Genomic DNA, 25,557 nt, shown 5'->3' on the forward strand with positions numbered 1-25,557 from the left:
CTCCTAGTGAAATCGGGCAACGTGCGCTGCGAAAAGCAGCGCTAGTCGCGTGGAGAAGGTTTCCGCGCCGCGATTCCGCGCGACGGATTTGATCGCCCTCGAAACGTCTGTCCACCGAAGCTGGATGCAATTTGCCGGATCTGAGGGCGCGGTCTCTGAGAGGTACAGGACGGCCCAATGCTGCTTGCGAAGGCTCACAGCCTTGGTGGCTGCCAACTGCGCGTATAGAGCTACTTGGTCCCGTTTGCTTTCCAAAGCATCAATCTTGACTTCCAGGAACAGTAGGAAGTTCGCACCCGTAATCTCGATATCGACCGGGTGATCCCCATTGCCAAGCGGATAGCTCTCACGAACCGCGCCTTGAACATCCTTGAGCAGGAAGCCCGCCTTGCGTGTTCCCTCGATTCGGTTCCAAATCTCAATCAGGTAGGCATCCCCAGCTCCGTGAGAGCCACCGGGATCGAGCAGCCATGTTAGAACCCTTGCTGTACGGACCTCATTGCGACCAAGCCCCGCGACAGACCAAACGTCGATTGCATCGCCGCGCTGTCGGGCCCGTAGAAGCGCGGGCGACAGTGTGGTCAGCACTTGGTCGAGTTGCGCTAGCACAAGCGTTTCAGGGACGGAGACGATGGGGAGGCGGTTGGCTTTCAACCCGGGTCGGATCCGGAGAAGGATGTCGCGCACATTCTCAATGTCGACTGTTCTGTGCGGCTCTCGGTTTTCGCGCCAGTCCTTCAGAAATGAAGCGAGCCGTGCAAATTGCTCCGAGGGCTGAAGAATCGGGCTGGGCAACGGATTGTCAGGCATCAGCCGTACACTCAGCAAATCTCGCCACCAGCTTCGCCCATTCATCCTTGATCGCGAACGCATCGCGGAACTCGGCGAAACCCCAGCGCCCAAAAGTCTTCAAATTGTTGACACCCGGAACCCAGAGCGTCTCCATCGTCTGGGCTTTGAGCTGCGCGTCGAGGCCGCGGAATCCTTTTACTTCGACCACGAGGTTGAGCGGGTCGGCGGCGCCGCGCCCGTCATCGATCTGGACAATGAAGTCGGGCAGGTATCGGCGCGTCACGGAGCCGGCGAGATAAGGCACTTCGAAGCCGAGCGCCTGGTTCTTTACATAGGCGATTGTCGCGGGATGGCTCTCGACGACGCGGGCGAGTTCCGCCTCCCAGTCGGAATCTAGCACCACCGCGTTGACGTGGCACTTGTCCGGCGCAGTCCATTGCACAGGCTTGGTGGTGTTGAAGGCGACGTGATTGGTCGAGCCGTGCGGATTGTAGGGGTCGAGCATCGCCTTGACGATCGGTTCGCCGCCGGCGCTCGCCTCGCGCACGATGCCGGCATAGATAAGGCTGGCCGCCTTGTCGGCGATCTCGGCATAGGTCAGCATGCCGATCCTGGTGCCGCCGACCGTCTTCAAATGGTCCCTGATCCAGCGCCGTGTGATCGGCTGGATGAGGTTGTAGAGGTGATAGGGCGGGTCCTGGTCGCCGTCGCGGAAATAGCGCTCGACCAGCCGTTTGGTCAGATGCACGGCGACCGTGTTCGGCCGCATCTCGTCCAGGGCGTCTGGCGAGATGTCGTGGCCTTCGCCGACGAGCCCTTCGAGCCTGGTTTCGCAGGGACCAACCAGTTCCGGCGTGAGCGTCAGCGTCGAGTCGGCATTGAAGGTCGCCTGGATGCGGTCCGGCGGCAGTTCGGTGCGGTAGCCCGCGACACGCGGAAAGCGGATGCCAAGACGCTCGCGCTCACGCACCGCCGCGACGCGCGTGACGGGCTTCGGCGGCTTTTTGGTCACTTTCTGCGGCTCGGTGGCGAAGTCGAAGGGAATGCCGAGGATGTCGGCATACTCCGTCTCGAACAGCTGGGTTTCGGGATTCAATTCGTAGGACTGGCGGCGCAGGCCGCGGCCGATCACCTGCTCGCAAAGAAGCTGGGTGCCGAAGGCGCGGACGCCGAGAATGTGGGTGACGGTGTTGGCGTCCCAGCCCTCGGTCAGCATCGAGACGGAAACCACGCAGCGGATCTGCTCGCCGAGCCTTCCCTTCTGCCCAACAGTGTTCATCACCTCGCGCAGCAGTTCGCTGTCGGAGATGTTGCCGGCGGCGGCTCCCTCGCGTTCCTGCTTCTCGCGGCGGAACTGTTCGATCTCGGTCGCCGCCATGTCGCGGAATGTCGCGTCGAGCGCCTCGCCGGACTCGATCTGCTGGGAATCGATCAGCAGCGTGTTCATGCGAGGCAACGGCTCGCCAGTGTTTTTGTCGAAGTTGCTGAACAGCGGGAGATGTCCGTGATGGATCGTCTGCAACTGGCCTTCGCGCTCGCGCTGCCAGCCGGAAACCCACTCGTAGACGAGCTTCGAGCTGGCGGTATTGTTGCACACCACGATGAAGACTGGAGGCACGCCGATGCCTACGCGCTGCCATTCGTCGAACTCCTTCTCGTAGTGGCTGTAGAGGGAGATCAGCGCCGTCTGGAGTTGAGCGGGGATCGAAAGCGGGTCGAGTTCGCCGGACTTGCCCGCCCCCTTCTTTGGCATTGCCTTGCCGATGTGCTCCCACAGATTCCGGTAGACGGGCGTGTCGGCATTGACCGCATTGTCGGCGACGGGCACGCGCGGCAGTTTGACGATGCCGCACTCGATTGCGTCGACGAGGCTAAAGTCCGACACCACCCAAGGGAACAGTGTACCTTCCTCGTAGCCCGAGCCGCGCAGGAAGAACGGCGTGGCGGAAAGGTCATAGACCGCGCGCAGACCGACCTTGCGCTTCAGCGCCTCCAAGCCGGAGATCCAGAGCCGGGCGGCCTCGTTGTTCTTTTTCGCCTCTTCCTTCTCCTCGCCCTTGGCTTCGGCTTCCTCGTCGGTGCCGGGCCGTTCCCGGTAGCAATGATGCGCCTCGTCGTTGATGACGACGATGTTCTTGAGGGGCAGGAGTTCGCCGCAGGCGCGGGCGAGCATTTCGCCCTCGGTCTCCTGCTTTTCGATCGGCTGCCCGGTGCGTCCCTGCATCAGCCGTTCGCCGACCGGGTTCAGGTCGTGCGCCTTGCGGCGCTGGAAGGCGTGGTAGTTGGTGATGACGATCTTGGCCTTGCCGAGGTCGATCATCAATTCAGCCGGGACCAGCTCGCGGGTGCGGTAGTAGTTGTCCGTGTCGGAAGGATTCAGAACGCGGAGGCGATCCTTGATGGTGATACCCGGCGCGACGAGCAGGAAACCGCGCGAAAAGAGGGATGAGTTGGGCTGTCGCGCCGCGTTGATCGACTGCCAGGCAATCAGCATGGCCATGACGGTCGTCTTGCCCGCACCGGTCGCCAGCTTCAGCGCCAGCCTGAACAGGTCCGGGTTGGCGTCCCGGTTGGCTTCCTGCAGGTGCCGAAAAATGTGCGCGTACTGCTTTCGTCCGCGGGCAACCTCGGCCAGCCAGATTGCCGTCTCGACGGCCTCGATCTGGCAGAAAAAAGGTATCTGGTGGGAGAATTCGTGGTGCCGCCAGTGCAGCAGCAGGCGCTGGGTGACAGGCGTCACGCCCCAGTCGTTGGGATTTGGCAGCGCACGCCAGGAATTGAGGTGATTGCGGATTTCGTTGATGATCGGAGTTGGGTTGTAACCGCTGGTGCCCCTCTCATCGGCATCAAATGCAAGCGACGTCTGGCTGCGCGCGGCTGCCGCCTGCGTGCGCCGCGCCTTCGGGACCGGCGTGACATACTTCGACCGCCGTCGACCTTCGATCGGAGGATGTTCGAGCGGCTGGCCGTCCTCCCCAAGCGCGTGATGCCGCGTCGGCGGCAAGTACGGAGAGTTGAGGATCGGCTCGGCATAAAAAGGTTTCGTCATGCTCCCCCCAGAGCGAATCCTGCGCATATTGCATGGGATGGAATTCGTTTATCAACCTTGAGCGGGCTGTTTTTCCGGAAAGTTGGTTTTCAACTGGAAAACGGCGCCATCGGCCGAAGGTTCTCCTCGAATTTGGTGGAGGACCGAATTATGGTCCGAAACAGTCAGCCCAGTTACCACACACTACGACCCGAAGCAGCTACTTCCTCTGCACAGCGATTTTGACAGATCGGCGATCGGCATCGAACGGGGAGTCAGTGGCGAATCGCAAACCTCGCTTCGTCATCCCAGGGCAAGCAAGGAGCGAAGCGACGCGGCCCAGACCCTGGGATCCATGCGTACGCCAGGCATGGCCTGTGGCGTTGGATCGGCGGGGGTTGCAGATGTCGGTCGACCCTTAGACAGACACCACAAGCCGGTCGAGAAAAGGCCGCTGGCCGACAAGCAACTTTTCCCGGGCCATTTCGAGGCCGAACCACCCTGCGCGATCGATCTCAGGAAAAGTCTGCATGCGGCCGCTGCGCGGCGGCCATCGCATCTCGAACATGTTGCTGCGCAAGGTGCCGGCATCGAAATCGCCTTCGGCGCCGAAGGCCGTAACAAGCTTGCCGCCGGGCTGGCGCAGTTCCCCTAGCGGAAGCAGTGCTCCCGAGAGCTGCCAGCCGGTTTCCTCCTCAAATTCGCGACGCGCCGCGGCTTCCGGCTGTTCGTCATCACCATACTCGCCCTTTGCGATCGACCATGCGCCGAGATCGCGGCTTTGCCAGAACGGCCCGCCCGGATGGACAAGCAGCACCTGCAGTTCGTTGGTCGATCTGCTGTAAGGCAGGATGCCCGCACTTCTTTTCGCCATCGCCTCATGCCTCCGGAATCCAGCCTGTCATCGCAGGCAGGCTGAACGGGACTGATGCGCCTGAATTGCAGATGCCTTTAGACTCGAGATTACCTCAATTGATACTGGCCGCCGCCGCAGGTCGCTCATTCGGATTGCATTCGACTTCCCGAAGCGGTGGTGGTGACACTTCTGGAAATCCATCCACGCTGGCCATCAGCTCCAGATACCGCTGAGCCGACGCGGCCCACTGAAATCGCGCCGCCCTGGCGCGACCGCGTGCGATCAAATTGGTTCTGAGGCCTTCTTCGTGGACCAGGCGCATAAAACAATCGAACCATGCATTCTCATCGCAAGGTGATGCGTACAAGACCGCATCGCCGCCGATTTCGGGCAGGCTGGCACGGTCCGACATGACCACCGGACATCCCAGTGTCATGGCCTCGAGGGGCGGCAGCCCGAAACCCTCGACCAAGGAGGGGAACGCGAGGCATAGGCAATCGCCCAGAAGCGCGCCGAGTTCCGCGTCCGACCTTCTTCCCAGCCAAATGACGTTCGGCGATTTCTGGTCGCCGCTGCTGGCGAAAACGCGGGACGTTGAAGCGCCGACAACAACAATCTGCAGCCCCGCCGCGGCAAGACGCTCGTGCAAGCCGATGATCAAGCCGACATTTTTGTGCGGGATAGAACTGCCAAGCACGACGATCGTACCAGGGCCGGCCACTGCCAGTGTTTGTTCCGAGTGGCAAGGAGCCCATCGCAACGCATGTTCATGCCCATTGCCTACAATTTCGACCTTTGCCGCCGGGCACACGCCATAGCGCGCCAGTTCACCCGCAGAGTATTTCGACACCGTCGTAATCTTATGCGCGGCCCGGCCCAAGGCAGGAACCAAGGTGCGGTAGAGAAGCCGAAATGGAAATGAATAGCTCTGCGGGCATGCCCTTGTATTGACGTCGTGAATGCACAGCACTTGTCGACGAACCGTCACAGGGCCCGTATTGCAGAGGCTAAGCAGCCCGCCGCGAAGACAGGCCGGAAGCACAGCCTGTTCCCATAAATGCCCGCCAAAGCTGCCGACAGTCCGGACACGGATCGCTGCCAAGGGCAAATTGTCAAGCGCCCCCGGCGGGACCAGCAACTCGACCGTCAGATCCCGTGTCAAGGCAGCCTGGCCAACGACCAAGGCGTCCAGCGCCGAAACGATCTCGCGTGCGTAGCGCTGAACTCCGGTGGTCGGCTGCGCGAGAAAGCGGCCGTTGATTGTCCAATGTCGTGTCATCACAGGGTTTTTGATCACCAGCGCCATGCCTCAGTTCCACGACTTTGGACGACCAGGACAGCAGGGTCATCCTGGCCTTTGGGACGTACCCGGTCGTTTGCTTCAGAGGCTTCCCGGCAGCTCTCATCCGAATGGCGAGGCCAATCATGGGCGTTTACGCCAAATGTGTGAGGTTCTGCGTGGCGCGGTTTTGCTAGACTGCGTCGGGCAGTGCGGCAGATCTCAATCGTCGCGCTCGGATGGATGTCAAGCGAGTTCAGCGAGTGGAATGATGCCGCATGATGTCTGGCGCAAAACAAGCAAGTTCGCGCTGACCAATCCATCGCAACCAGGTTCCGTTGGACGGGCCGTCGCCGCGACCAGACGTCTGTGGACAACCCTGGCATGCCTGCTGGGCATGACAGCTTCGGGCGCAGCGGATCTGCTCTGGGGGGTGAATGGCCATCCCTTCAACGCCTATCCCGGGATATCGATCGAACAGCAACTCGACTATGTCCGCGACCTCGGCATGAAGTCGTATCGCGTCAACATTTCCAGCGCCGACAGCGCCACCAAACTTGCCGAACTGGTCAAGGCCGGCAAGGAGCGCGGAGTCCAGATCCTACCGGTAATCATACCCGATCTGGACCTCGACAATGAATCCGTCGATGACCTCTATGCGCAGGCCTACCATCTCGCGTCGACATTGGTATCCCGCTTCAAGGACGACATCCGCGTTTGGGAGCTTGGCAACGAGATGGAGAACTACGCCATCTTGATGCCCTGCGAGATGCGGGACAGCGGAATCCAATACAACTGCTCCTGGGGCCCTGCCAGCGGCACCGAGACGTCCCACTATTTCAGTCCGCGCTGGGCGAAGGTAAGCGCAGTTCTGCGCGGTCTGTCGGATGCAACCATCGCAGTGGATCCGACCATAAGAAAAGCAATGGGAACGGCAGGCTGGGGTCACCGCGCAGCGTTCACCCGCATGCTGCAGGACGGCATCAGATGGGACATATCGGTCTGGCACCTTTACGGGGGCGACCCCGAGGAAGCATTTAAGTTACTGGCCACTCTCGGTCGTCCAATCTGGCTGACCGAATTCAACCACGCTGGAGGCAGCCAGGAGGGAGAAAGTCAGCAGGCGGACGGTCTCGTCCAGATGATGACGCTACTGCGCCGATATCAATCTCCATATGGATTGGAAGCTGCCCATCTCTACGAACTGCTCGACGAGCCGTACTGGGCGCCAAGCTACGAGGCCTTTATGGGTCTCGTGCGCCTGAAGAAGCGCGGCGACGGGCTATGGGGGCCGAGCGGGCGAAAGCCGGCATACGATGCCGTAAAGAAGACCATTGCGAACGGCAATGCAGGCTCCAATTCGCCGACGGCCTCGATGAAAAGCTCGCCGCCTGCGGACCAGACGTCGGTGCCCCGCGTTCCCAGCATCAGTGGATCTCACCCCTGCTCGCTTGATGCGTTCGACAAGTCTGTCTTCAACCACGCCAACCAGATTGCATATGCTTACTGCCTAATCTTGCGTCGCATGCCGTCTCCGGCCGAGCAGTGGCGCGAGGTCGTCGCGATGAAGAAGGATCCATCTATCTTTCCGACACTGACGAAGATGTTGCTATCGGTCGAATTCAGGACTGACAATCAGCCGGTTGGGCTTGGAAATGCGCAATTTGTGGCCCTTCTCTATCGGACATTGCTGGGACGGGAGCCAGACGGCCACGGGCTTTCTGCTTACGTGTCGAAACTGGACAGCGACGAGGCGAGTGGAGAACAGATCGTGGCGGAATTCATCCATTCCTATGAGTTTCGCTCCAGACATACGGTTCTGTTTCCCAACGAGCCTCAATAGTTCAGTACACTCCGCAAGATTGTCGTTGGGCTTGGACAGCGGTCGAACATGATGCTGGCAGTTCGTCGTGAGCACCATCTTTGCGCATTGTCCTGTGGCCCGAGCGGTGCCCCGGCGGCCTTTTTCGCGACTACCGGAACGAGCAAACGCCAATTACGAGGATTATGCGCGCGGATCTCCGGGATGGCGGATTCTGCCCATATCAAGAACATATTCGGGTTCGATACGCCCCGTCAGGACATGAAGCATGGCAAGGATGTTGCCACGCAGCCTTCCGCGGCGGTCGATGTAAGACTCTGGCCGCACGCTGCGCACAAGGTTGGCGGCGACATTGCGCGCCATCAGCGGCAGAGCGAATGTAGCGGGCATGGTTCCCTTCTTGATCAGATAAACCGGATTGACGATCTGCGAATATCCGAACCGCTCGCCGCTCACGCGCCCGGTCTTGATACCAAGATGGATGCCGCGGATCGTATTCACCGCGACGACGCGGCCGCATGACCTCAACTGGCTGGTGAAATCTATGTCCTCCTGCCAGCCGTAGAGAACCAGGCGCTCGTCGAAGCGCAACTTGCCAATCTTGGCCGCCCGAATGGACATGTTGCAACCATATGCGCCGAGATGATGGACGACCTCGGGCTGTGGCGGCGGCTCCTGCTCCGACTGGCGGAGAGCCAGCATGGCGTCGTGCCAATCCAACCCCGCGTTAACGGCGCCGTCCTTGACCACTCTGCCCATGACCACAGCCCAGTCAACATGCTCTTCGAAAGCTCTCTTGACGCGCTCGAGATAGTCGTCGGCCGGCACGAAATCGTCGTCGAAGAAGGTGACGACATCGAAACGCCCGCTCGCGTGGTCGAGCGCGCTGTTGCGTTGCACGCATGACCCTTTCTTCCCGAAGACAAGGGAAACCGGGAAGCTAATCGTCTCAGGAAGCTCGACATGCGTGGCATCGGGCGCGGAAACGACGACTTCGTCAGGTGGTTGCGTCTGGCGCTGCAGATGCGATAGCAATCGGCAAAGTTGGCTGCCGCGGCCAAGGGTTGCAATGATCACGACGAGCTTCATGCGCAATCCAGCTAGAGGCGACAAGGGCGATTTCGCTGCGATGGTAAGCCCTGGGATGGGGGCAGACAGCCTGTTAAAAAGGGGGCTGCGGGGCTAATCCGGCGCTACCACCTGCCTCGATGGGTGTAGCAACGCCATCTTCGGGTCGCATGCCTCTCCTTTGGGCTTAGCGGCCCCGCAGGTTCACAGCCTTCCACGATTAGTGCCCGTAGTGCCCGAATCTTCACAGGGTGAACGCCTCACGCGGCCGGACAGGTGGCACGGCCAATTTCATTTCAATGTCGCGGGCATGGCTCTGCTCCGTCAGCAGCGCGAGGGCAGTGCGGACCTCGGATTAACGCCAAGGGATAAGCTCATACTTCGAAGGTGCAGAGGTTCGCACTGTCTCCAGGGTGCTAGGTTGAATATGGATCACGCGACATGGTGCACTTTATGGGACTGCGAAATTACGGAAAATCTGCGCCCGTGGCCGCCAGGGCGGCCGGAATAATCGGCACCGATCCGCTTCCCGAGAGGTACGGCAAGAGCTCATTTCCGGCGGTTCCCGCTGAGGACGGGGGGGCCGGCGGTGGCCGCACCAGGCGCTGGACCATAAATGGGGATTTCGTCGCGCTGCCTCCAAACGGCGTTGCGCGTTATGCGCGCGAGGTAACCCTTGCGCTCGACGCTCTCCTGGACGAGGGCCATCCGTTGGCGCGGGGACTTGAACTCGATCTGGCGGTCCCGCGTCGGGGGCAATTGCCGCTGCAGGCGATTGGCATTCGGGTCATCCCCGAATTCAACAAACCGCGCCTTCCGCAGTTCTGGGTGCAGATGCAACTGCCACGCCACGTTGAGGGCGGGTTGCTCAGCTTCTGCAATCTGGCGCCGGTGGCGCTGACGCGGCAAATCGCATGCATCCACGACCTGCATACCAGGCTGATGCCGGAGAGTTATGGGCGCGGCTTCCGATGGGCCCACCGTTTCATTCTTCCGCTCCTTGGCCGACGGGCTGCACATATAACCACCGTCTCGCAGCTTTCGCGGCAGCATCTCATCAAATACGGCATCGCACCGCAGGAGAAGATCACCGTCACATATAACGGCAGCGACCATGCAGAACGATGGGATGCCGATCGATCGAAGCTTCAAATCCGGCCCGACCGCCCCTATGTGCTATGCCTGGGACGTGATCAAAAATACAAGAACGTCGAATTGCTGGTCCGGCTTGCTCCGCTGCTTGACGCGTTGGGCTTTAACCTGTGGATGGCGGGCGAAATCGACGAAGCGCAGATTTCCCGGTTTGCGCAGCCGAAGCCAGACAATCTCCGGCTCCTCGGACGGATCAGCGACGATGATTTCAAGAAAGCTCTGTCGGGTGCATTGTGCTTTCTTTTTCCGTCCAGGATCGAGGGTTTCGGGTTGCCTGCCGTCGAAGCCATGAGGATCGGATGCCCGGTCGTGGCCTCGACATCGCCTTGCCTCCCCGAGGTCTGCGGGGACGCAGCGCTCTATGCCGATCCGGATGATTTGGCACATTGGGCCAGAGCGGTACGCGACATCCAGCGATATCCGGATTTGCGCCAACGTTTGATCGAGGCAGGCCATAAAAGATCCCTCAGCTATTCCTGGCGCTCCATCGCTGAAATCTACCTCGAGCTGATGCTGCAGGTGGACGCAATGGCTCTGCGCTGACCAAGGTCCGCTGAGCCTATCGAACGACTCGAACCGGAGGCCGTTGATCGGGGGCGGCATGCCGGTCGCGTCAAAGGGCGGCCGCCTGGCGGTCTTGACGTTGGCTGCTTCGACCCTGACGTCTTGGCCGGACCCGTCCGCGCAACCTCGAAGGCGAACGAAAGCACCAGCTTTGGCCAGCTACGGCGGTGTTAACGTGAAAGTCTCCGCCAAGGTGGATCCATGTCAGACGAACCTGCCGCGCCCGCGATGGGCCAAACCGTGCCCTCGTCTGGCTTCGGGCGACACCGGCGTTCTCACATCACCCTTCTGCAAACATTCCTCAGTTGCATGGAGAATCGGATTAACGACTCGTCCCATGGCCTCTCCGCTATATTCAACCGCTTTTGCTGCCCGAAGCTATCATGTCTGGTCCATTATTCTTCCAGGTTTGCTGCGGACAGTGCTGACAAATAGATTAGGCGCCAGATCCGGAGGTCTTGGCCTTTCACGGTTCTATCCCGGGGAGGCGCTTTCAGAGGTTCTTACGAGACGGCTCTGCGCGAAATGATACCTCCGCAGTTCGCCCACACGGTCACTTTCACCGGTATGGAACCGTATGAAAAAGTCATCGAGCGCTGTGCCGGGGCCTCGCTCCTCGTCAATCCGTCACTTAGCGATCCTTCGGCATGAGCCTGATGGAGGCCCTTGCGACCGGGACGCCGGTCGTCGCCACGCGTGTCGGCGGGATGACGGACATTGTGGAAGCAACTGGCGGCGGTGTGCTCGTCGAAAAAAATGATCCGGCCGCACTTTCGTACGCAATCGTCCGCCGTCTCGCCGATCCTGAGTCAAGCAATGAAGTCGGACGCCGGGGAGCCGCGCGCGTCGCCGATCTCTATGCCTCGGAAAAAATAGCCCAGTCGACCCGGGACCTGTATGACAAGGCAATCGTCACCCACGGTTCACGGCTTGAAAAACGAAAACCTTCTTTCGCTCAGCGCCGGGCCTTGAACGACGTGAACACCGAGCCCGTGTCATCTCCCCATTCCCAGTTGACGGCGAGCCCGACCCGCAAAATTTGAAGGGCAGCATCGTCGGGATAGATGTCGGTAAGGCTTCGCTGCATCACCAGTTCGTCGTCGATCAAGATTGCAAACCGATTTCCGTCGAATGCAACGCGCATGCAAAAGCGTTTTCCCCAAACGACCTTGTCCGCCACATTGGTCCAAACCGCGTCATAAAGTTCCTCAAAGCCGAGCCGCTTGATGAACACCGAAATCGAAGCACCCTGGTGGACATCGTCGAGCCAGGTCGTGACACAAACGTAGTTGTCGCTGTCTTGCCAGAAGAGCAGTCCTGCCCGGCTGCGCTGATCTTGTCCTCGGCGCTCCCCAGGAGGCTCGATTGTGACCTCGAGATCGGCGAATCCCGGTAGATCCCATGGCAGCGAATAGAATGTTCGACCCGGGTTCGGTCTGTCCACGCTCGCGCGCACACGGGCGCTGCCCAGCCCGTCGACGTCGATGACCCCGGTGCCCAGTGTTCTCACCCATTGTCCGTCGCCCAGCTCCGACGTGCGGCGATCCAGTTCGCCGGCAATACCGGCAAAGCCGTCGGCATAGCACAGGCTTGCTCCGAGTTGGTTCCAAGGCGCCTCCAGAGGCGCCATCAATGGGATGGGAACTTCGCAAGGATGAGCCTCGAAATTATGCCAGCGCGGCTCGCTGTCGAAGCTTTTCCATATACCTACTCCTGTAGCGTTTTCAACTGAATCGGCATTGACAGACGATTCGAAGAGGCGAACCCCGTCAAGAAAGCAGCTCACCTGACCGTTCCAGTCAAGAATCTGGACCGAATGGATAGAACACTTGCGCAAAGCGTGTTCCGTACCGGTCGCGATCGTAATCTCTTTGCCCGATTGCTTGCGCACCAAGGTCCATCCGAGCGTCGACAGTTTCAGCACCCAGAAATTGTCGTTGTCCCGAAACCGACAGACGAGACCACACACATCCGAGATGGCGCCAATTGCCAGCAGTCCGTGGATCAATCCTGAAGGGCGACCAGGATCGACGACGGATAGGTTATCGCCAGCGTCCTGCGAAAAATGCCACCGCCCCCCGATTGCAGCGATTTGCCCCGGCCAGCCTTCGACGAGTGCATCGGCAGCGTGGGCGGTGCCAAACAGCGTCGAAAATTCAGGTATCCGCCCGACTTGAACCGCTTGGACGCGTGTGTCGACCCGAAACCCGATCTGGCCAAGTGCCGACTGATGAACACCCGCAAACAGCTTTTCGTCCTTGTTGAAAGGATCGATCGCGATCGGACGCATCATCGGAAAAGCGGCAAGACCGTGGGCTTTTTGGTCGGCGGCCGCATAATAGACAGCGCCCTGCTCTCGCAACGCCACGACATAATAGACATGAACGTTCTTTAGGCGCCGAAATGCACTCAGGCATTGCTTTCCTACACGAGCCCACAGCTCGCCGTTTTCGCCTTCGGCGGCATGAACGACAAAGCCGCAGCCCTCTTCCACGGGATTAATCGGCGCCTCACTGGGGAACCAACCGACAGCCAGGTTCTCGTCGATGTTCGATCCCCGGTAGGTTCTGGAGGTGCTAAGCGTCCACCACCAAAAACGGCGAAGGGTGAGCCTCTTTCGCGGCGCACGTATCAGGGAAACCAGACGGCCGGGCCATGGATCAATGCCGGGTCCTCGCAGCCAACGGTAGACTCGCCTGGCGAGGTCATCAGGCAATGGCGATCCCTGCGATGTGTTGTGGCCGTTGGTGATCGAGACCAATAGCACAAGACCAGCCTCTCGCTGAAAGGGACCATAGGAGATCCCCTGCCGGCCCCAACCTGGCCTGACGAGCGGCTGGAAACGAAGGGCGCCGTGATCGATCGCGATCTGGCGTTCGATGTCGCGTCCTCGCCTGACGCCTCCCTTGACTGCCAAGGTGCCAATCACCGCACCGCGGGCGCGTTCATCTTGGAAATCGTCTGCGACAAGAACCTCCGGCCGGGCAACTCCGGACCCAGCCTCTTCAGCAGTTTCTACCCAGTCATGACGGTGCAACAACAAGACCCTCCTCACGTCGTCGTACGAGATTCTTCAAGGCATCGATGTCGTGTCGCAGTCCCGGACAGAAGTCGCGCACTGCCTCGCTCGTCCCGTTGATAAGGCTTTGCTGTCCCTGCATGGAATCCCTGCCATGACGCCGCAAATCTAGTTCTTAAGCGCCCACCGGCTGCGCCAAGACGTGTTCGACCCGCCATTCCCCATTGCCATAGGAGGCTGGCAGCGGTTTCAATGCGTAACCGGCAGCAGTCAGGAGTTCCGCGATCTTTCGGGCCTTGCGGTCGAGCCCCTCGCGCGTTGCATCGTCGACCTCATAAATCACCTTCGGACCGTGCCTCCGCAGCGTTTCCGTCATACCGGCCAGGACGTCGATCTCGGCGCCTTCCACGTCGATCTTGACCAGCGAGGGCGGCCTGAGGCCTCGGTGGGAGATGGCATCGTCGATGGCGACAATGCTGACTTCCAGGCGGCCACTCATGTCCGGCGGTGCTCCCGCCGAGGCAAGCGCGGCGCCACCGATGTGATGGGCGAGCAGAAGCTGGCCACGGCCGGATGTGGCGCCCGCAGCTTCGGCGAACACCCGTATCGTGTCGAATCCACTGAGCCGTGCACTTTCTGCGACAGCTGCGGCGTTGCGGGGAACAGGTTCGAACGCATAGACTTGACCGCGCGGCCCGACGCGGCGCGCGGCGATGAGGCTGAAGAAACCGATATTCGCGCCGATGTCGAAAAAGGCGTCCCCGGGCGCCAGGTTTGCCACGATCGCCTGTTGGATGGGCGGCTCGTAGGTGCCGCGAACAAAGTTCGGGTCGGCGCTCTTCGCCACGATCTTGAGACCGGCGGCTTCGCCCTTGGCTATGACGCGCGCGTCGCCGAACACGCTGAGGAACCTTGCCGTCAATGTCACGCGCTCTTCCCCATTCTCTGTGACGCCTCGGGACGGGGCCAGCCCGTGCCGCTCGCCGCGAAGGTGACAGATTGGGCGCCCGGGATCGAGCCCGACAACGGTGGCCGGCTCCTACTCCCTCCGGCTGATCGCTACTCCGATTGTCGGGCCATATCTCATCTTGGGGGTACCTGCCCGGCCTCCCGGTCCGATGGAACGGTGGCATCGTTGCGCAAGACATGGATCGCTTAGGGAGCATCCCACCCGATCGAAACGATCTCACGATCACCGTCGCCGTCGAGGTCGACCGTGCGGGCGCCGAGATGGCTCTCGACGCCCTCGCCAACCAACTGCTCGATGAACCGCCCGCCGCCGAGATTGCGCCAGAGCGAAAGGCGCAGGGCGCCGCGGTGCTCGCCCATGACGAGGTCTGGCCGGCCGTCGTCATTCATATCGGCCACCGAAAGACTGTTGAGCGAGCCGCGCGAGGTAATTTCCTGCTGCTCCCAGTTTGGCCTGAGGTCGCCGGGATTGCGCCACCAATAGGCCCTCGCATGGTCGGCCTGCCCGTTTTCCTCACTCACGACGATGTCGGTTCGTCCGTCGGCGTCCAGATCGGCGACCGCCACGCGGTCCGGATAGACCATGTTGGGGACATTGGCGACGTCGCGGCGCCGCCAGTCGGCAGAGCCATCCCCGGATTGCCCCACCATGCGATCTCCTTTGCGTTGCCGGTAGTGGCCGCAAGGTCAAGCAGGATGTCGCCGTCGATATAGGCGAACGCGATCCCCTCGTCAGAGGCCTCAGGGCAAATGCGGGTTAGCGGCCCCCGCCGCCGTGTCGTGGGGATGGGAAAGTAGAACACTCCGACACCGCTTGCACCGCAACCTCGGCCGGCCGCCTTCGACGATCTGCGCCAGTGCATGGCCCTGAGCCCCGAGCTCGTGGCTGCCGGCCTCGCCGATTGCACGTTCCTCAAAGCCCCGCGCTGACGCCTGCTGCGCCTGAAGCCACGCCAGGTTCAGTGTCTCGCCCCCGCCGCGCTGGGCGATCACTTCCGCGCGTCCGTCGTCAACATCGATTGCCGCGATCGCATCCACTCCCTCGCCGAGCCGGATCTGTTCCCATTCACCTTGCCAGGGATCGGCCGGCCGGCGATACCAGAACGGACCCGAGGCTCTGTCTTGGATGGAACGGCGGCGCATCCAAAACGGGCCGCAAGTAAAGTCGCAGAGGGATCGAAGCCGCACCGCAGCTTTGGGTCGAACCCGAACAGGTCATGGCCACCCCGCCGACTCCTCCCGAGACGCTTCAGGCCGCCTACGTTTACGCATTAAGCTCGTATCGCGTGAACATCTCGTGCTCGCTCAGCAGCCGATTCAGCAAATCGCCCCCACCTACATCCGCCAGGATAGGCCAGTCGTCGAGTCCCGCCGGCCGCTCCATCTGGGACCGGTGAGCTGCCAGCGCGTGACGTTTTACATCTATCACGTCGCCGATAAAAGCGTGGGAGTTGAACAACTTAACGCCCCGCAAACCTGCAAGGGTCCGGACCGTTTGCCGCAATGCGGTGCGATTGAATCCAAGCACTCGATCGTGCAGACGAACCCACGGCCACTGATACCAGTACCAGACGGGATATTCGAACACGGTCACGCGCCGGCCATACAGTTGCAGCGCGCCTCGCGCGCCAAGATTGGTGGCAACATGGTCCGCCGGCGGCTCTTTTGCATGGGTGACGAACACGCTCTGTGGTTGCCAAGCGAAAAGCAACTCAGCGATCGCGTCTGCGATCTTGCCGACATGATGCTTAGCCATGCCGTCGGGAACTCGCAGAAATCTCACCCGATCAGCAGATCCGCCCAACCGGCAAACCGCCTCGATCGCTTCACCCTCACGGATGATCCGTAGGGCCTCGCCGTTAACCCGATTTGCATGCGACGCCGAGCCGTCGGTGACGAAAATAAACTGGACATCGGCGCCCGAGCTAAGCTTCTTGCTGGCGACCCCTCCACATCCCAGCGTTTCATCATCGGGATGGGGTGCGATGATGACCGCCGATGCCTGCCAGTCTGCTACGTCGAATGGATGAGACTGGTTACACATCGCTCTATCGAGCATAGCGCCAATCGTATGCCTGACGTCATGCATCGATGGTTCCGATCATCCCTTCTTCGGTGTGGTTCAACCCGACCTGCGCATGGTAGCAAAACACTGTAGGCGATTGGGGTGAGAAAACAATGAAGGTAGGAATTCTTGCTGGCGGACTTGGAACACGGCTGGCGGAAGAAACCGAGATCCGGCCGAAACCAATGGTCGAAATCGGAGCAAAGCCGATCCTTTGGCATATCATGATGCATTATTATGCCTATGGACACCGCGAATTCGCCGTCGCGCTGGGATACAAAGGCGAATACATCAAACGCTGGTTCAGCGACTATGTCGCATTCGATGGCAGCTTGACTGTCAATGCTGCATCGGGAAGCGTCAAGCGCCACTCGAACTCGCTGCCTGACTGGTCCGTCGATCTTGTGGAGACGGGACTGAATACGCTGACGGGCGGCCGCATAAAACGCCTGATCGACTGGATGGGCGACGAGACGTTCATGCTCACCTGGGGCGATGGCGTTTCGGACGTCAACCTTGATAGGCTGATCGCCTTCCACAAATCGCATGGCAAGCTTGCAACGATGACGGCGGTGCGTCCGCCAGCACGCTACGGGCACATCGAATTCGATGGCCATCGCGTCGTCGACTTCACGGAAAAGCCACAGGCCTCGGAGGGTTGGATCAATGGCGCCTTCTTCGTGCTCGAGCCGGGCATAAAGGACTATATCGACGGCGACGATGTCATGTTCGAACACGCGCCAATGCAGCGGCTCGCGACTGACGGCCAACTGATGGCATATCGCCACGAATCCTTCTGGCAATGCATGGACACCATCCGCGAAAAGCATCTCCTTCAAAAATTGTGGGACAGCGGGCAAGCGCCCTGGAAAACATGGGAATCGATCGATGAAAGTTCTGGTTACAGGCCACCTCGGCTACATCGGTTCCGTCCTGACTCCGATGCTGCTTGAACGCGGCCATGACGTCACCGGCCTGGACAGCGACATCTTCCGGTCATGCACTTTCGTAGGGACGTTGGCCGAAGTGCCGACGATCGAGAAAGACATCCGCGACATCGAAATCGACGACGTCGCCGGCTTCGACGCGATCATCCATCTCGCCGGACTGTCAAACGATCCGTTGGGGGACTACCGACCCCTGCTTACCGAGGAAATCAACTGCGGCGCTTCGGTAAGGCTTGCGCAGCTCGCCAAGGCCGCCGGCGTCCAGCGGTTCCTGTATGCCTCCTCTTGCAGCAATTACGGCGCGGCCGGCGACAGCTTTCTAACTGAAGATGCTCCCTTCAACCCGGTTACGCCTTACGGCGCCTCGAAGGCAAATGTGGAGCGAGCGGTCGCGCCGATGGCAGATCAATCGTTCAGCCCGACATTCCTGCGTGCTTCCACTGCCTACGGCCTGTCGCCTCGCATCCGCTTCGATCTGGTGGTCAACAACCTGACCGCCTGGGCCTACACGACCGGCCTGGTCTATCTCAAGAGCGACGGTTCGCCATGGCGTCCGATCGTCCATGTGGAAGACATTGCGCTGGCCTATATCGCGGTACTCGAGGCCGAGCGAGAGCTGGTCCACAACGAGGCATTCAATGTCGGCTTGACCACGGAAAACTATCAGATTCGGGAGATCGCGGAGTTGGTGCAAACGATCGTTCCCGACAGCCGGGTGAAGTTCGCGCCCGACGCCGGGCCAGACAAACGGTGCTATCGCGTCGACTGCACCTATATTGGTCGCCGCCTGCACGGGTTTAAGCCGCAATGGACAGCGCGGCGCGGTATCGAACAGCTCTATCACACATTTCGCGCGGCGGGCCTTGCACTTGGGGATTTCGAGGGCGAGCGGTTCAAGCGCATCGCCCATGTGCAGAAGCTGATCCAAGATGGCGAACTGGATACCGATCTGCGCCGCACGTCGCAGTTAGCGGTAGCGGTTTGAACAAACACAGCCGGGAGCCATGGCCATGATGATTGCTGGTGCAGGCTCTGTAACCGAGCAGGTTTGCCGCTCCTGCGGCGGAAGTCACATCGACATTTTCCTGAAGCTCGGCACGACGCCCCTAGCCGATAGGCTTTCCCTCAAGGTCGAGTAGCTCAGCCATTCGGCTTTCGCCCTCACAGATCCGGGCGTGCGGCTTTCCCGCACTCGGCTCTTCCCGACCCGCGCGCCGTCAGGGTCTCGAACTCCGACCAGCCCATACGCCGGCTTTTCTGGATGCGTCGCGCAAAATCTGGTCGCCGTGTCGCGTTACGATCCCGAGGCCACCGCCTCGCCACCAGCAATGTGTTGCGAATTGTAGAACAGGTTCACTCGGCCTCTCTCCGCCCTTTGGGCTGGGTGCCCTGACGCCCGTTAGGGAAAAGAACGGCGGGCCTGACGGGCCCATTTCAATCCGACACGGGTTGGCCGTAAACCGATACTCCCACCGGGTTGAGCGCTACACTGAGGGTCGCCGCATGCTCATCACATCGGCCTACATGCTGCGAGGCACTTGGCGAGCGCCGCCCACCGCTAAGGCTCAATGGCTCACGATCTTTGTGGAAACATGGACCGGCGTGCCTGGGCGCAGTTTCTGATAGACTGACCTGAGCCGTTCTGCGCGCGCCTCCCACGAATACAGCTCGACGGCACGCTTGCGCCCTTCGCTTCCCATTTCGCTTGCCCGGACCGTATCCTCCAGCATCGTGATCAATGCCTGGGCGAGCTCGCCAGGAGCATCGACTTCGACCAGCATCCCGGTGCTGCCAGCTAGAATGGATTCACACATCCCGCCCACGCGCGTTCCAACCACCGGTATCCCGCAGGCCATGCCCTCCACGACCGATATTCCGAAGCTCTCACTGAGTGACGGATTCACCACAATGTCGGCCTCATGGTACGTCGCTACGAGGTCCTTGTGGGGCACGTTGCCCACGAAGTGAACTCGATCACGTAACCCGTGGCTCTCGATGAGTTCTTCTAAGTGTTCCCGATATTTGCAATTGCCCCAGCGATCGTAGAAACGGTTCAATGCGGTAACCCGCGGATCCGACGAGAGACTGGTCAGGAAGTCTACCGAAAGCGGCGATTGCGGCCCTGCGATCCGAAGGTCGACGTCCGCAAACCTGGCCGCAACCTCACTGAAGGCCTCGATCAGTGTGTGAAGCCCCTTCTCTGGCGATACCCGCCCAACGAACAAGATGGCACGTCGGGTTCTGGTGGATGCGGAGGCCCGCTGCTCGCTCGGCCGAAAGTAAGAAACGTCCACGCCATTACCGACAGTGGCAACGACGCCAGGATAGTCCGGGAATGCAGAACGAAAGGTGCTTGCGATGTGGTCGCTGACGGCGACCACCGCATCCACCACCGTGAGCTGACGGGCCACCTGATGGCGGTCACGCTGTGACAGCCACTCACACTGCATCTCAAGCACGAGCCGATGAGATGAGCTGGCTGCCTTCAGTTCCCGGCACCATGCCCAGTAATTCATCAAATGGACGATATCTGGTCGATCGACGGCGAGGTAGCGACGAACCGTGTTACGATATTGCGAGTGGTCATCGGCCTTCCGATCCAGCCGCAGCCAGCGCGCCAGGCGCGGAAACTGGTGGATGATCCGCTGCAACGCGCGGTCACGCCGCGCCGCAGCCCGCCGCACCGCGAACGGCAGGTCCGCGGGCACCGTGTCGTCTCGATAATGCTTGCCATAGAGCGTAATCTGCAGGCCTTCGCCGAGCCGCAGCGCCGTATTGTAGACGATCAGACCGATTGAGTTTTGAACAGGCGGAAAAAGTCTATCGTACGGCTGACCGACGTATACGAGCTTCATGTCACTCCCCACCGTCAGCTCGTTCAGGCGACTCTTCTAAGTGCAGGGCGGTCTTCCGGTCGGGAGAGGTGGTCGGCGAGGCGGCGAATGCCCTCTTCGAGCGGCACCAGGGGACGGTTCAATATAGCCTTCATCTTGTTCGTGTCAGGACAGCGGCGCGTCATGTCGCCCTCCGCAAGGGGCGGTCGGAATTCCAACTTCGATGACGAGCCCAGCACTTCGATGACAAACTCGGCCAGCTGTCGAATGCTCATTTCCACGTCGCTGCCCACGTTGATCACTTCGTTCTCGTGCGCGCGCGTTCGATGAACCGCGATGCAAGCGTCAACCGTGTCGTCGACATAGCAGAAGGTGCGGGTCTGCGAACCGTCCCCGTAAATCGTCAGGGGCTCGCCGCGCTGGGCGGCACGCACAAATCGCGGCAGAACGAAATCCTCGCTCTGACGTGGTCCGTAGGTGTTGAAGAAACGAAAAATGGTAAATGGCAGTCCAAACTCACGCTGAAAAGTGCGCAGATAGACCTCTCCAAGATTCTTCACCACTGCATACGGCAGACGAGAGTTAAGCGGCGTGGTGCTCTCGTTTTGGGGAATCTCGAAAGGCTCGCCATATACCTCCGATGACGAAGCGAAGTAGACACGCTCGGCGCCGGTGTTCTTGCATAGCCTCAGCACGTTCTCGATACCGGTGATGTCGCGCAGCACGAGCAACGGATTTGCCAAAGTCCGCTGCACACCGACCACGGCTGCGAAGTGGAAGACGTGGGTGAAATGGAAGCGGTAGAACAACGACGAGATGTCGTCGAAATCGTTCGCATCCGCCTTTACTACGGTCAGATTGCCCGCGTCTATTTGTACCTTGTCTCGACTTCCGGTCGACAGGTTGTCAGCGACGACCACCTGGGTCTGAGGTAGCTTGACCAACGCGCGAGTGAGGGCGCTGCCGATATTGCCCGCTCCACCAGTTACCAGGATCGATTGCGTCATATTCCCCACCTCAACCAGTTTAATCGACTGACGCAGTGTGCGTCCCTTCGCCAAACGCGGCATCTTCGATCTCGCGAGCGAAGGTGGCTCCCAGATCCCTTTAGGACGTCGCTTGAAAGTCAAATGTGGCAGGGCCAGGTTTATTTGACAACGTGGCTTGGGGTAAGCATTTCGGCTGTTCTCCCAATGGTTCAATCCATGCTATTTTCAGCTCTGGGGCTGGCTAAGCGCATACATTTTGCTGATTGCTGTGAACTGCTTCCCCGCGGTAATTGAGGCGATCCTTTATTGTCGACATTCAAGCGAAAGTTGCCAGCATCTCATGCAGACTGCTCCAGACCTTCAGGAACTGGTTAACCGCATCCGAACGCGGGATTACACCATTGGCATCATGGGCCTCGGCTACGTTGGTCTGCCGCTCGCCATGATCTCGCTGGACGCGGGGTTCAAAGTCATCGGTTTCGACATCGACGCGTCTCGGGTTGCACTTCTTAACCGCGGAGAAACAGGCATAGATCATTTGCCTGGTGCTGCCATCAAAGTGGCTGTCGACAGCAAGCGGTTTCGCGCCACCAGCGATTTCGCCGACCTAAGCGAACCCGACGCGATCTTGATAGCGGTGCCAACGCCGCTTACCAAAAACCGGGAGCCGAACCTGTCGTTCGTCGAAAACAGCGCACGTGCGATCGCGGAGCGGCTGCGCCCTGGTCAACTTGTCGTTCTGGAGTCGACGACCTGGCCAGGAACGACGCGAGAGGTCGTGCAGCCGCTGCTCGAGGCGACGAACCTTTCTCTAGGAAAGGACTTTTTTCTCGCCTATTCGCCCGAACGGGTGGACCCAGGCAACGACGTACACACCACCGCCAAAGTTGCAAAGGTGATAGGCGCCGACGACCCATCGTCCCTACAGGTTGCCAAGGAACTGTATGACCAGATCATCGTGCAAACCGTTCCCGTGGCCTCCACCGCTACGGCAGAGGCTGTGAAGCTGACAGAGAACATATTTCGCTCTGTGAACATTGCGTTGGTCAATGAGCTAAAGGTGATTTTTGACAGGATGGGCATCGACGTCTGGGAGGTGATCGAAGCCGCCAAGACCAAGCCGTTCGGATATATGGCGTTTTATCCAGGCCCCGGCCTCGGCGGGCACTGCATCCCGATCGACCCATTCTACCTGACCTGGAAGGCAAGAGAGTACGAAGTAACAACACGCTTCATTGAGCTTGCCGGTGAAATCAACACGAATATGCCGCATTATGTGGTTGACCGCCTTGTGGAGGCCTTGGACCGGCGAGCCAGCCGCGGCCTGAGCGGTTCGCGGATCTTGGTGATCGGGATGTCCTACAAGAAAAACGTGGGTGACACACGAGAAAGCCCATCGTTGAAGCTGATCGACATCATGGAGCGACGCGGGGCAGTCGTTGATTACCACGACCCCTACGTACCGGAGATACCCGGAACAAGAGAGTACGCCACCCTGGCAGGTCGCCCCTCTGTGGATATCTGCGCTAGCAGTTTGGCATCGTATGATGCCGTTGTCATCTCGACAGATCATGATGCGATTGATTGGCAGAACATCACCAAGCACGCAAAGCTGGTGATCGATACCAGAAATGCTTGTGCGCGTAGTCAGTCACGCACCGACAACGTCGTAAAGGCATGAGCGGCCCGACTTGCGCACTGGCTTGGTCAACCTGCTAGCGACAACGTCGAATGGTTTAACATAACACGTCGAGCGGTTGAATTCATTCAGCGCAGCGCATTTTCCCGGACTTGAGCGTCGAGGCATGAGCGCCCGCGCAGCCGTGTAAACAGGTGGAGCCGGCCGAGGTCGCTACGGTTCATGCGGCGCCGGCCGATGCTCACCCCTCCTCGTCAGCGGGCCTTTTGGTCGCCATCAGCATCCTTGCCGACCGCGTCATTCCGCCAGACATGGATCGCTTCGAATGCGTCCCATGCGATCGACACAATGTCGAGATCCCCGTCACCGTCGAGGTCGACCGTCCTTGCTCCCAGATGGCTTTCCATCCCTTCGCCGACCAGCTGCTCGATGAACCGTCCCCCACCCAGATTATGCCAGCTCGAGAGACGAAGTGCGCCGCGATGCTCGCCCATGATAAGATCCGGCCTGCCGTCGCCAGTCATATCGGACACTGAAAGGCTATTAAGGGAACCGCGCGAGGTGATTTCGTGTTGCTTCCAGTCGGAGGAGCTGTCGCCGGGGTTGTGCCACCAATACGCCTTAGCGCTGTCGGCTTTGCCATTTTCCTCGGTCACGACGATGTCCGCACGTCCGTCGCCATCAAGATCGGCGGCCGCGACGCGGTCGGGATAGACCATTTCAGGAACTTTTCCAACATGCCGAAGCTCCCAGTCTGGCGAGCCGTCACCCGGATTGCGCCACCATGCGGCCGTCTTTGCATCGCCGGTCGTGGCGACAAGGTCAAGTAGACCGTCCCTATCGATATCGGCGAATGCGATCCCTTCATCAGACGCTTCGGCGCAGATGCGGGTGCGCGGCCATGGCTCGACTGTTGGATCGTCAGGAATCTTAAAATAGAAAACCCCACCGCCACTCGAGACCGCCAGCTCCGGCTTCCCACCTTTTACGACCTGGGCTAGCACATGGCCCTGAGAGCCGAGCTCATGACTGGCGGCGGGAACCTCTCCGATCTCGTGCTCTTCAAAGCGGTGCGCTTCAATGTCCTCGGCATGGAGCCACACCAGGTGCAGCGCCCTGCCTCCGCCGCGCTGTGCTATGACCTCCCCGCGCCCGTCACCATCGAGATCCAGGGCTGCGACCGCGTCCACACCCTCGGCAAGCGGGGTCCGTTCCCATTCTGTGTTCCAGGCTTCGGACGGTTGACGGTACCAGAACGGACCCGAGATGATGTCAGTGAGATCATCACCATCCATGGCGGAAAAAGCGATCCCAAAGGAGCGGACGTGCCCGTTCGTGATGCGATGATAGTTCCAGCGGTCGAGGCGGACCGATGCAGGCGGATCCAGCCGATTGATCCACACTCTGACAGGCGGGTTGCCCACCCAGTTCGCCCCATAGATGTCAAAATCACCGTCCCTGTCGACATCGGCGACGACGCCGTTGTGGAGACCCACATCGTCGATCACTTGACGGACCCAGCGCGTTCCTCGCCCGTCGACATTGTAATGGATCGCGAGCTTGCGCTCCTCGGTCGTATGCATCTGCCCGACAACGACATCGTTGTCCCCGTCTCCGTCCATGTCGGCGGCCTGCAGCGTATGGGCACCCGCGACAGAAGGCTGAATGACATGGCGGATCCAGCGGCCCGTCGGTCCGGCGAGAGGCTGGAACCAGGCAACGTCGTCAGTGTGCTCGGAACTTGAAGTCAGAATGTCGGCGCGGCCGTCCTGGTCAAGGTCGGTGACGAGCGCCTTGAATGCAGGATTGAACGGACCAAGCTCGTAGCTGCGCCATAGTGCTGCATCGCGTGCTGCCGCTGCCCCTGGATTCGACGCCCATACTCCGTGCAAGACGAGATCGACATCAGCATCGCCGTCAATATCGCCGATTGCCATTCCCTCTTCGCCAAGGTTGAAGAACAAGCCCACGCGGGCCCAGGAACTGGGGCTTTCCTGGAAGAAAATCATCACTTCGCCAGGCGCTCGAACGACGATATCAACGAGGTCGTCCCCGTCGAAATCAGCCGCCTTGATGTCTTTGCCCCAGCTGCCGACTGCACCGATTTCCCGACGCTTCCAGCTGGGACCGTGGGTCGGGTTACCATTCGGCCGCGGGTTCTCGAACCAGACGAGATTGACAGCATCGGGCCCATCGGCCGTGACGATGTCGGGATCACCGTCCCCATCGATGTCGGCAAGCACTCCGTCGGTGGTGAACTCGACGCGGGGCCTCGCGATTACGGTGTGAACCAGATCGGGCCACCGCCACCAAGACATCGCATCCTCGGGGAAGCCGCCAAGAACGAAATCTAGTCGACTGTCACCGTCTATATCGCCAACAAGCTTTACGTCTCCTGAATAGGGGGCAATCTCTTTGCGTTCAAAAACAAGACCCGACTGTAGAATTTCTTCGGGAGGTCCCTGTCCCCGAGCGGCTTCGCAACTTGCGAGGGTGTACCCGATCATCAGGACCGCGATCAGGCGGCCGAACAT

Annotated in this window: 19 protein-coding genes; 6 read left to right on the top strand and 13 right to left on the bottom strand. The window is 60.2% G+C overall.

Going from position 1 to position 25,557, the window contains the following annotated elements:
* Window positions 1-3: 3 nt before the first annotated feature.
* The 4 genes from M727_RS39165 to M727_RS36595 form a co-directional block, all read right to left on the bottom strand.
* The gene (locus tag M727_RS39165; RefSeq protein WP_051505630.1) at window positions 4-810 is read right to left on the bottom strand and encodes a PD-(D/E)XK nuclease family protein; all 807 of its coding nucleotides are present in this window, start codon (window positions 808-810) and stop codon (window positions 4-6) included.
* Complete coding sequence (locus M727_RS0116425; RefSeq protein WP_027153583.1) at window positions 803-3,841, bottom strand: DEAD/DEAH box helicase family protein; 3,039 nt, start codon at window positions 3,839-3,841, stop codon at window positions 803-805. The genes M727_RS39165 and M727_RS0116425 overlap by 8 nt, the downstream gene beginning before the upstream one ends.
* 397 nt (window positions 3,842-4,238) lie before the next feature.
* Window positions 4,239-4,694 carry an NUDIX domain-containing protein gene (locus M727_RS0116430; RefSeq protein ID WP_027153584.1) on the bottom strand — a complete coding sequence of 152 codons (456 nt, stop codon included), beginning with the start codon at window positions 4,692-4,694 and terminating at the stop codon, window positions 4,239-4,241.
* Window positions 4,695-4,788: 94 nt separating this feature from the next.
* Window positions 4,789-5,955 (bottom strand): glycosyltransferase family 1 protein, encoded by a 1,167-nt coding sequence (locus M727_RS36595; RefSeq protein WP_051505636.1) that lies wholly within the window; start codon window positions 5,953-5,955, stop codon window positions 4,789-4,791.
* A 271-nt stretch (window positions 5,956-6,226) separates the two neighbouring features.
* Here M727_RS36595 and M727_RS0116440 point away from each other — a divergent pair, with 271 nt between their 5' ends.
* On the top strand, window positions 6,227-7,798 hold the full coding sequence (locus M727_RS0116440) for a DUF4214 domain-containing protein (RefSeq protein WP_084646762.1): 1,572 nt from the start codon (window positions 6,227-6,229) through the stop codon (window positions 7,796-7,798).
* 162 nt (window positions 7,799-7,960) lie between these two features.
* Here M727_RS0116440 and M727_RS36600 read toward each other — a convergent pair whose 3' ends face one another.
* Window positions 7,961-8,866, bottom strand: coding sequence for a glycosyltransferase (locus tag M727_RS36600; protein ID WP_051505631.1), 906 nt, complete (start codon window positions 8,864-8,866; stop codon window positions 7,961-7,963).
* 432 nt (window positions 8,867-9,298) lie between these two features.
* On the opposite strand from M727_RS36600, the gene M727_RS0116450 reads away from it, so the two are divergent.
* Both M727_RS0116450 and M727_RS40025 read left to right on the top strand, forming a co-directional pair.
* Window positions 9,299-10,540: a glycosyltransferase family 1 protein gene (locus M727_RS0116450; protein ID WP_084646757.1), complete on the top strand. Its 1,242-nt coding sequence runs from the start codon at window positions 9,299-9,301 to the stop codon at window positions 10,538-10,540.
* Window positions 10,541-11,208: 668 nt separating this feature from the next.
* Window positions 11,209-11,604: a glycosyltransferase family 4 protein gene (locus tag M727_RS40025; protein ID WP_084646758.1), complete on the top strand. Its 396-nt coding sequence runs from the start codon at window positions 11,209-11,211 to the stop codon at window positions 11,602-11,604.
* On the opposite strand, the gene M727_RS0116460 is transcribed toward M727_RS40025, so the two are convergent.
* The 5 genes from M727_RS0116460 to M727_RS0116480 form a co-directional block, all read right to left on the bottom strand.
* The gene (locus M727_RS0116460; protein ID WP_245268679.1) at window positions 11,517-13,601 is read right to left on the bottom strand and encodes an oxidoreductase; all 2,085 of its coding nucleotides are present in this window, start codon (window positions 13,599-13,601) and stop codon (window positions 11,517-11,519) included. The two genes, M727_RS40025 and M727_RS0116460, sit on opposite strands and share 88 nt — an antisense overlap.
* 154 nt (window positions 13,602-13,755) lie before the next feature.
* The gene (locus tag M727_RS0116465; RefSeq protein WP_245268680.1) at window positions 13,756-14,481 is read right to left on the bottom strand and encodes an FkbM family methyltransferase; all 726 of its coding nucleotides are present in this window, start codon (window positions 14,479-14,481) and stop codon (window positions 13,756-13,758) included.
* Between the two features lie 254 nt (window positions 14,482-14,735).
* Entirely contained in the window at window positions 14,736-15,200 is a 465-nt protein-coding gene (locus M727_RS43050; protein ID WP_027153589.1) for a VCBS repeat-containing protein, read from the bottom strand.
* Between the two features lie 90 nt (window positions 15,201-15,290).
* Entirely contained in the window at window positions 15,291-15,692 is a 402-nt protein-coding gene (locus tag M727_RS43055; RefSeq protein WP_027153590.1) for a hypothetical protein, read from the bottom strand.
* 121 nt (window positions 15,693-15,813) lie between these two features.
* Window positions 15,814-16,638: a PIG-L deacetylase family protein gene (locus M727_RS0116480; protein WP_027153591.1), complete on the bottom strand. Its 825-nt coding sequence runs from the start codon at window positions 16,636-16,638 to the stop codon at window positions 15,814-15,816.
* Window positions 16,639-16,727: 89 nt separating this feature from the next.
* On the opposite strand from M727_RS0116480, the gene rfbF reads away from it, so the two are divergent.
* Both rfbF and M727_RS0116490 read left to right on the top strand, forming a co-directional pair.
* Entirely contained in the window at window positions 16,728-17,567 is an 840-nt protein-coding gene (gene rfbF / locus M727_RS36610) for a glucose-1-phosphate cytidylyltransferase (protein WP_036262410.1), read from the top strand.
* Window positions 17,503-18,546, top strand: coding sequence for an SDR family oxidoreductase (locus tag M727_RS0116490; RefSeq protein ID WP_027153592.1), 1,044 nt, complete (start codon window positions 17,503-17,505; stop codon window positions 18,544-18,546). The genes rfbF and M727_RS0116490 overlap by 65 nt, the downstream gene beginning before the upstream one ends.
* A gap of 580 nt (window positions 18,547-19,126) precedes the next feature.
* On the opposite strand, the gene M727_RS36615 is transcribed toward M727_RS0116490, so the two are convergent.
* Together M727_RS36615 and M727_RS0116505 are read right to left on the bottom strand one after the other, a co-directional pair.
* Complete coding sequence (locus M727_RS36615) at window positions 19,127-20,416, bottom strand: glycosyltransferase family 4 protein (RefSeq protein ID WP_051505632.1); 1,290 nt, start codon at window positions 20,414-20,416, stop codon at window positions 19,127-19,129.
* 23 nt (window positions 20,417-20,439) lie between these two features.
* The gene (locus M727_RS0116505; protein ID WP_051505633.1) at window positions 20,440-21,465 is read right to left on the bottom strand and encodes an NAD-dependent epimerase/dehydratase family protein; all 1,026 of its coding nucleotides are present in this window, start codon (window positions 21,463-21,465) and stop codon (window positions 20,440-20,442) included.
* Between the two features lie 259 nt (window positions 21,466-21,724).
* On the opposite strand from M727_RS0116505, the gene M727_RS0116510 reads away from it, so the two are divergent.
* Window positions 21,725-23,065: a nucleotide sugar dehydrogenase gene (locus M727_RS0116510; protein WP_027153594.1), complete on the top strand. Its 1,341-nt coding sequence runs from the start codon at window positions 21,725-21,727 to the stop codon at window positions 23,063-23,065.
* Window positions 23,066-23,277: 212 nt separating this feature from the next.
* On the opposite strand, the gene M727_RS0116515 is transcribed toward M727_RS0116510, so the two are convergent.
* Window positions 23,278-25,557, bottom strand: coding sequence for a VCBS repeat-containing protein (locus M727_RS0116515; RefSeq protein ID WP_245268681.1), 2,280 nt, complete (start codon window positions 25,555-25,557; stop codon window positions 23,278-23,280).

Origin of the sequence: Mesorhizobium sp. WSM2561 (assembly GCF_000513915.1) — a bacterium.
Lineage (GTDB): Bacteria > Pseudomonadota > Alphaproteobacteria > Rhizobiales > Rhizobiaceae > Mesorhizobium > Mesorhizobium muleiense.

What these genes read in the sequence shown, in the direction of transcription:
- M727_RS0116430 (WP_027153584.1), bottom strand. Translation starts at nt 4,694, where the DNA reads ATGGCGAAAAGAAGTGCGGGCATCCTGCCTTACAGCAGATCGACCAAC.
- M727_RS43055 (WP_027153590.1), bottom strand. Translation starts at nt 15,692, where the DNA reads ATGCGCCGCCGTTCCATCCAAGACAGAGCCTCGGGTCCGTTCTGGTAT.
- M727_RS36595 (WP_051505636.1), bottom strand. Translation starts at nt 5,955, where the DNA reads ATGACACGACATTGGACAATCAACGGCCGCTTTCTCGCGCAGCCGACC.
- M727_RS0116510 (WP_027153594.1), top strand. Translation starts at nt 21,725, where the DNA reads ATGCAGACTGCTCCAGACCTTCAGGAACTGGTTAACCGCATCCGAACG.
- M727_RS0116515 (WP_245268681.1), bottom strand. Translation starts at nt 25,557, where the DNA reads ATGTTCGGCCGCCTGATCGCGGTCCTGATGATCGGGTACACCCTCGCA.
- M727_RS0116490 (WP_027153592.1), top strand. Translation starts at nt 17,503, where the DNA reads ATGAAAGTTCTGGTTACAGGCCACCTCGGCTACATCGGTTCCGTCCTG.
- M727_RS36615 (WP_051505632.1), bottom strand. Translation starts at nt 20,416, where the DNA reads ATGAAGCTCGTATACGTCGGTCAGCCGTACGATAGACTTTTTCCGCCT.
- M727_RS39165 (WP_051505630.1), bottom strand. Translation starts at nt 810, where the DNA reads ATGCCTGACAATCCGTTGCCCAGCCCGATTCTTCAGCCCTCGGAGCAA.
- M727_RS36600 (WP_051505631.1), bottom strand. Translation starts at nt 8,866, where the DNA reads ATGAAGCTCGTCGTGATCATTGCAACCCTTGGCCGCGGCAGCCAACTT.
- M727_RS0116440 (WP_084646762.1), top strand. Translation starts at nt 6,227, where the DNA reads ATGCCGCATGATGTCTGGCGCAAAACAAGCAAGTTCGCGCTGACCAAT.
- M727_RS40025 (WP_084646758.1), top strand. Translation starts at nt 11,209, where the DNA reads ATGAGCCTGATGGAGGCCCTTGCGACCGGGACGCCGGTCGTCGCCACG.
- M727_RS0116450 (WP_084646757.1), top strand. Translation starts at nt 9,299, where the DNA reads ATGGGACTGCGAAATTACGGAAAATCTGCGCCCGTGGCCGCCAGGGCG.
- M727_RS0116425 (WP_027153583.1), bottom strand. Translation starts at nt 3,841, where the DNA reads ATGACGAAACCTTTTTATGCCGAGCCGATCCTCAACTCTCCGTACTTG.
- M727_RS0116505 (WP_051505633.1), bottom strand. Translation starts at nt 21,465, where the DNA reads ATGCCGCGTTTGGCGAAGGGACGCACACTGCGTCAGTCGATTAAACTG.
- M727_RS43050 (WP_027153589.1), bottom strand. Translation starts at nt 15,200, where the DNA reads ATGGTGGGGCAATCCGGGGATGGCTCTGCCGACTGGCGGCGCCGCGAC.
- M727_RS0116480 (WP_027153591.1), bottom strand. Translation starts at nt 16,638, where the DNA reads ATGCATGACGTCAGGCATACGATTGGCGCTATGCTCGATAGAGCGATG.
- rfbF (WP_036262410.1), top strand. Translation starts at nt 16,728, where the DNA reads ATGAAGGTAGGAATTCTTGCTGGCGGACTTGGAACACGGCTGGCGGAA.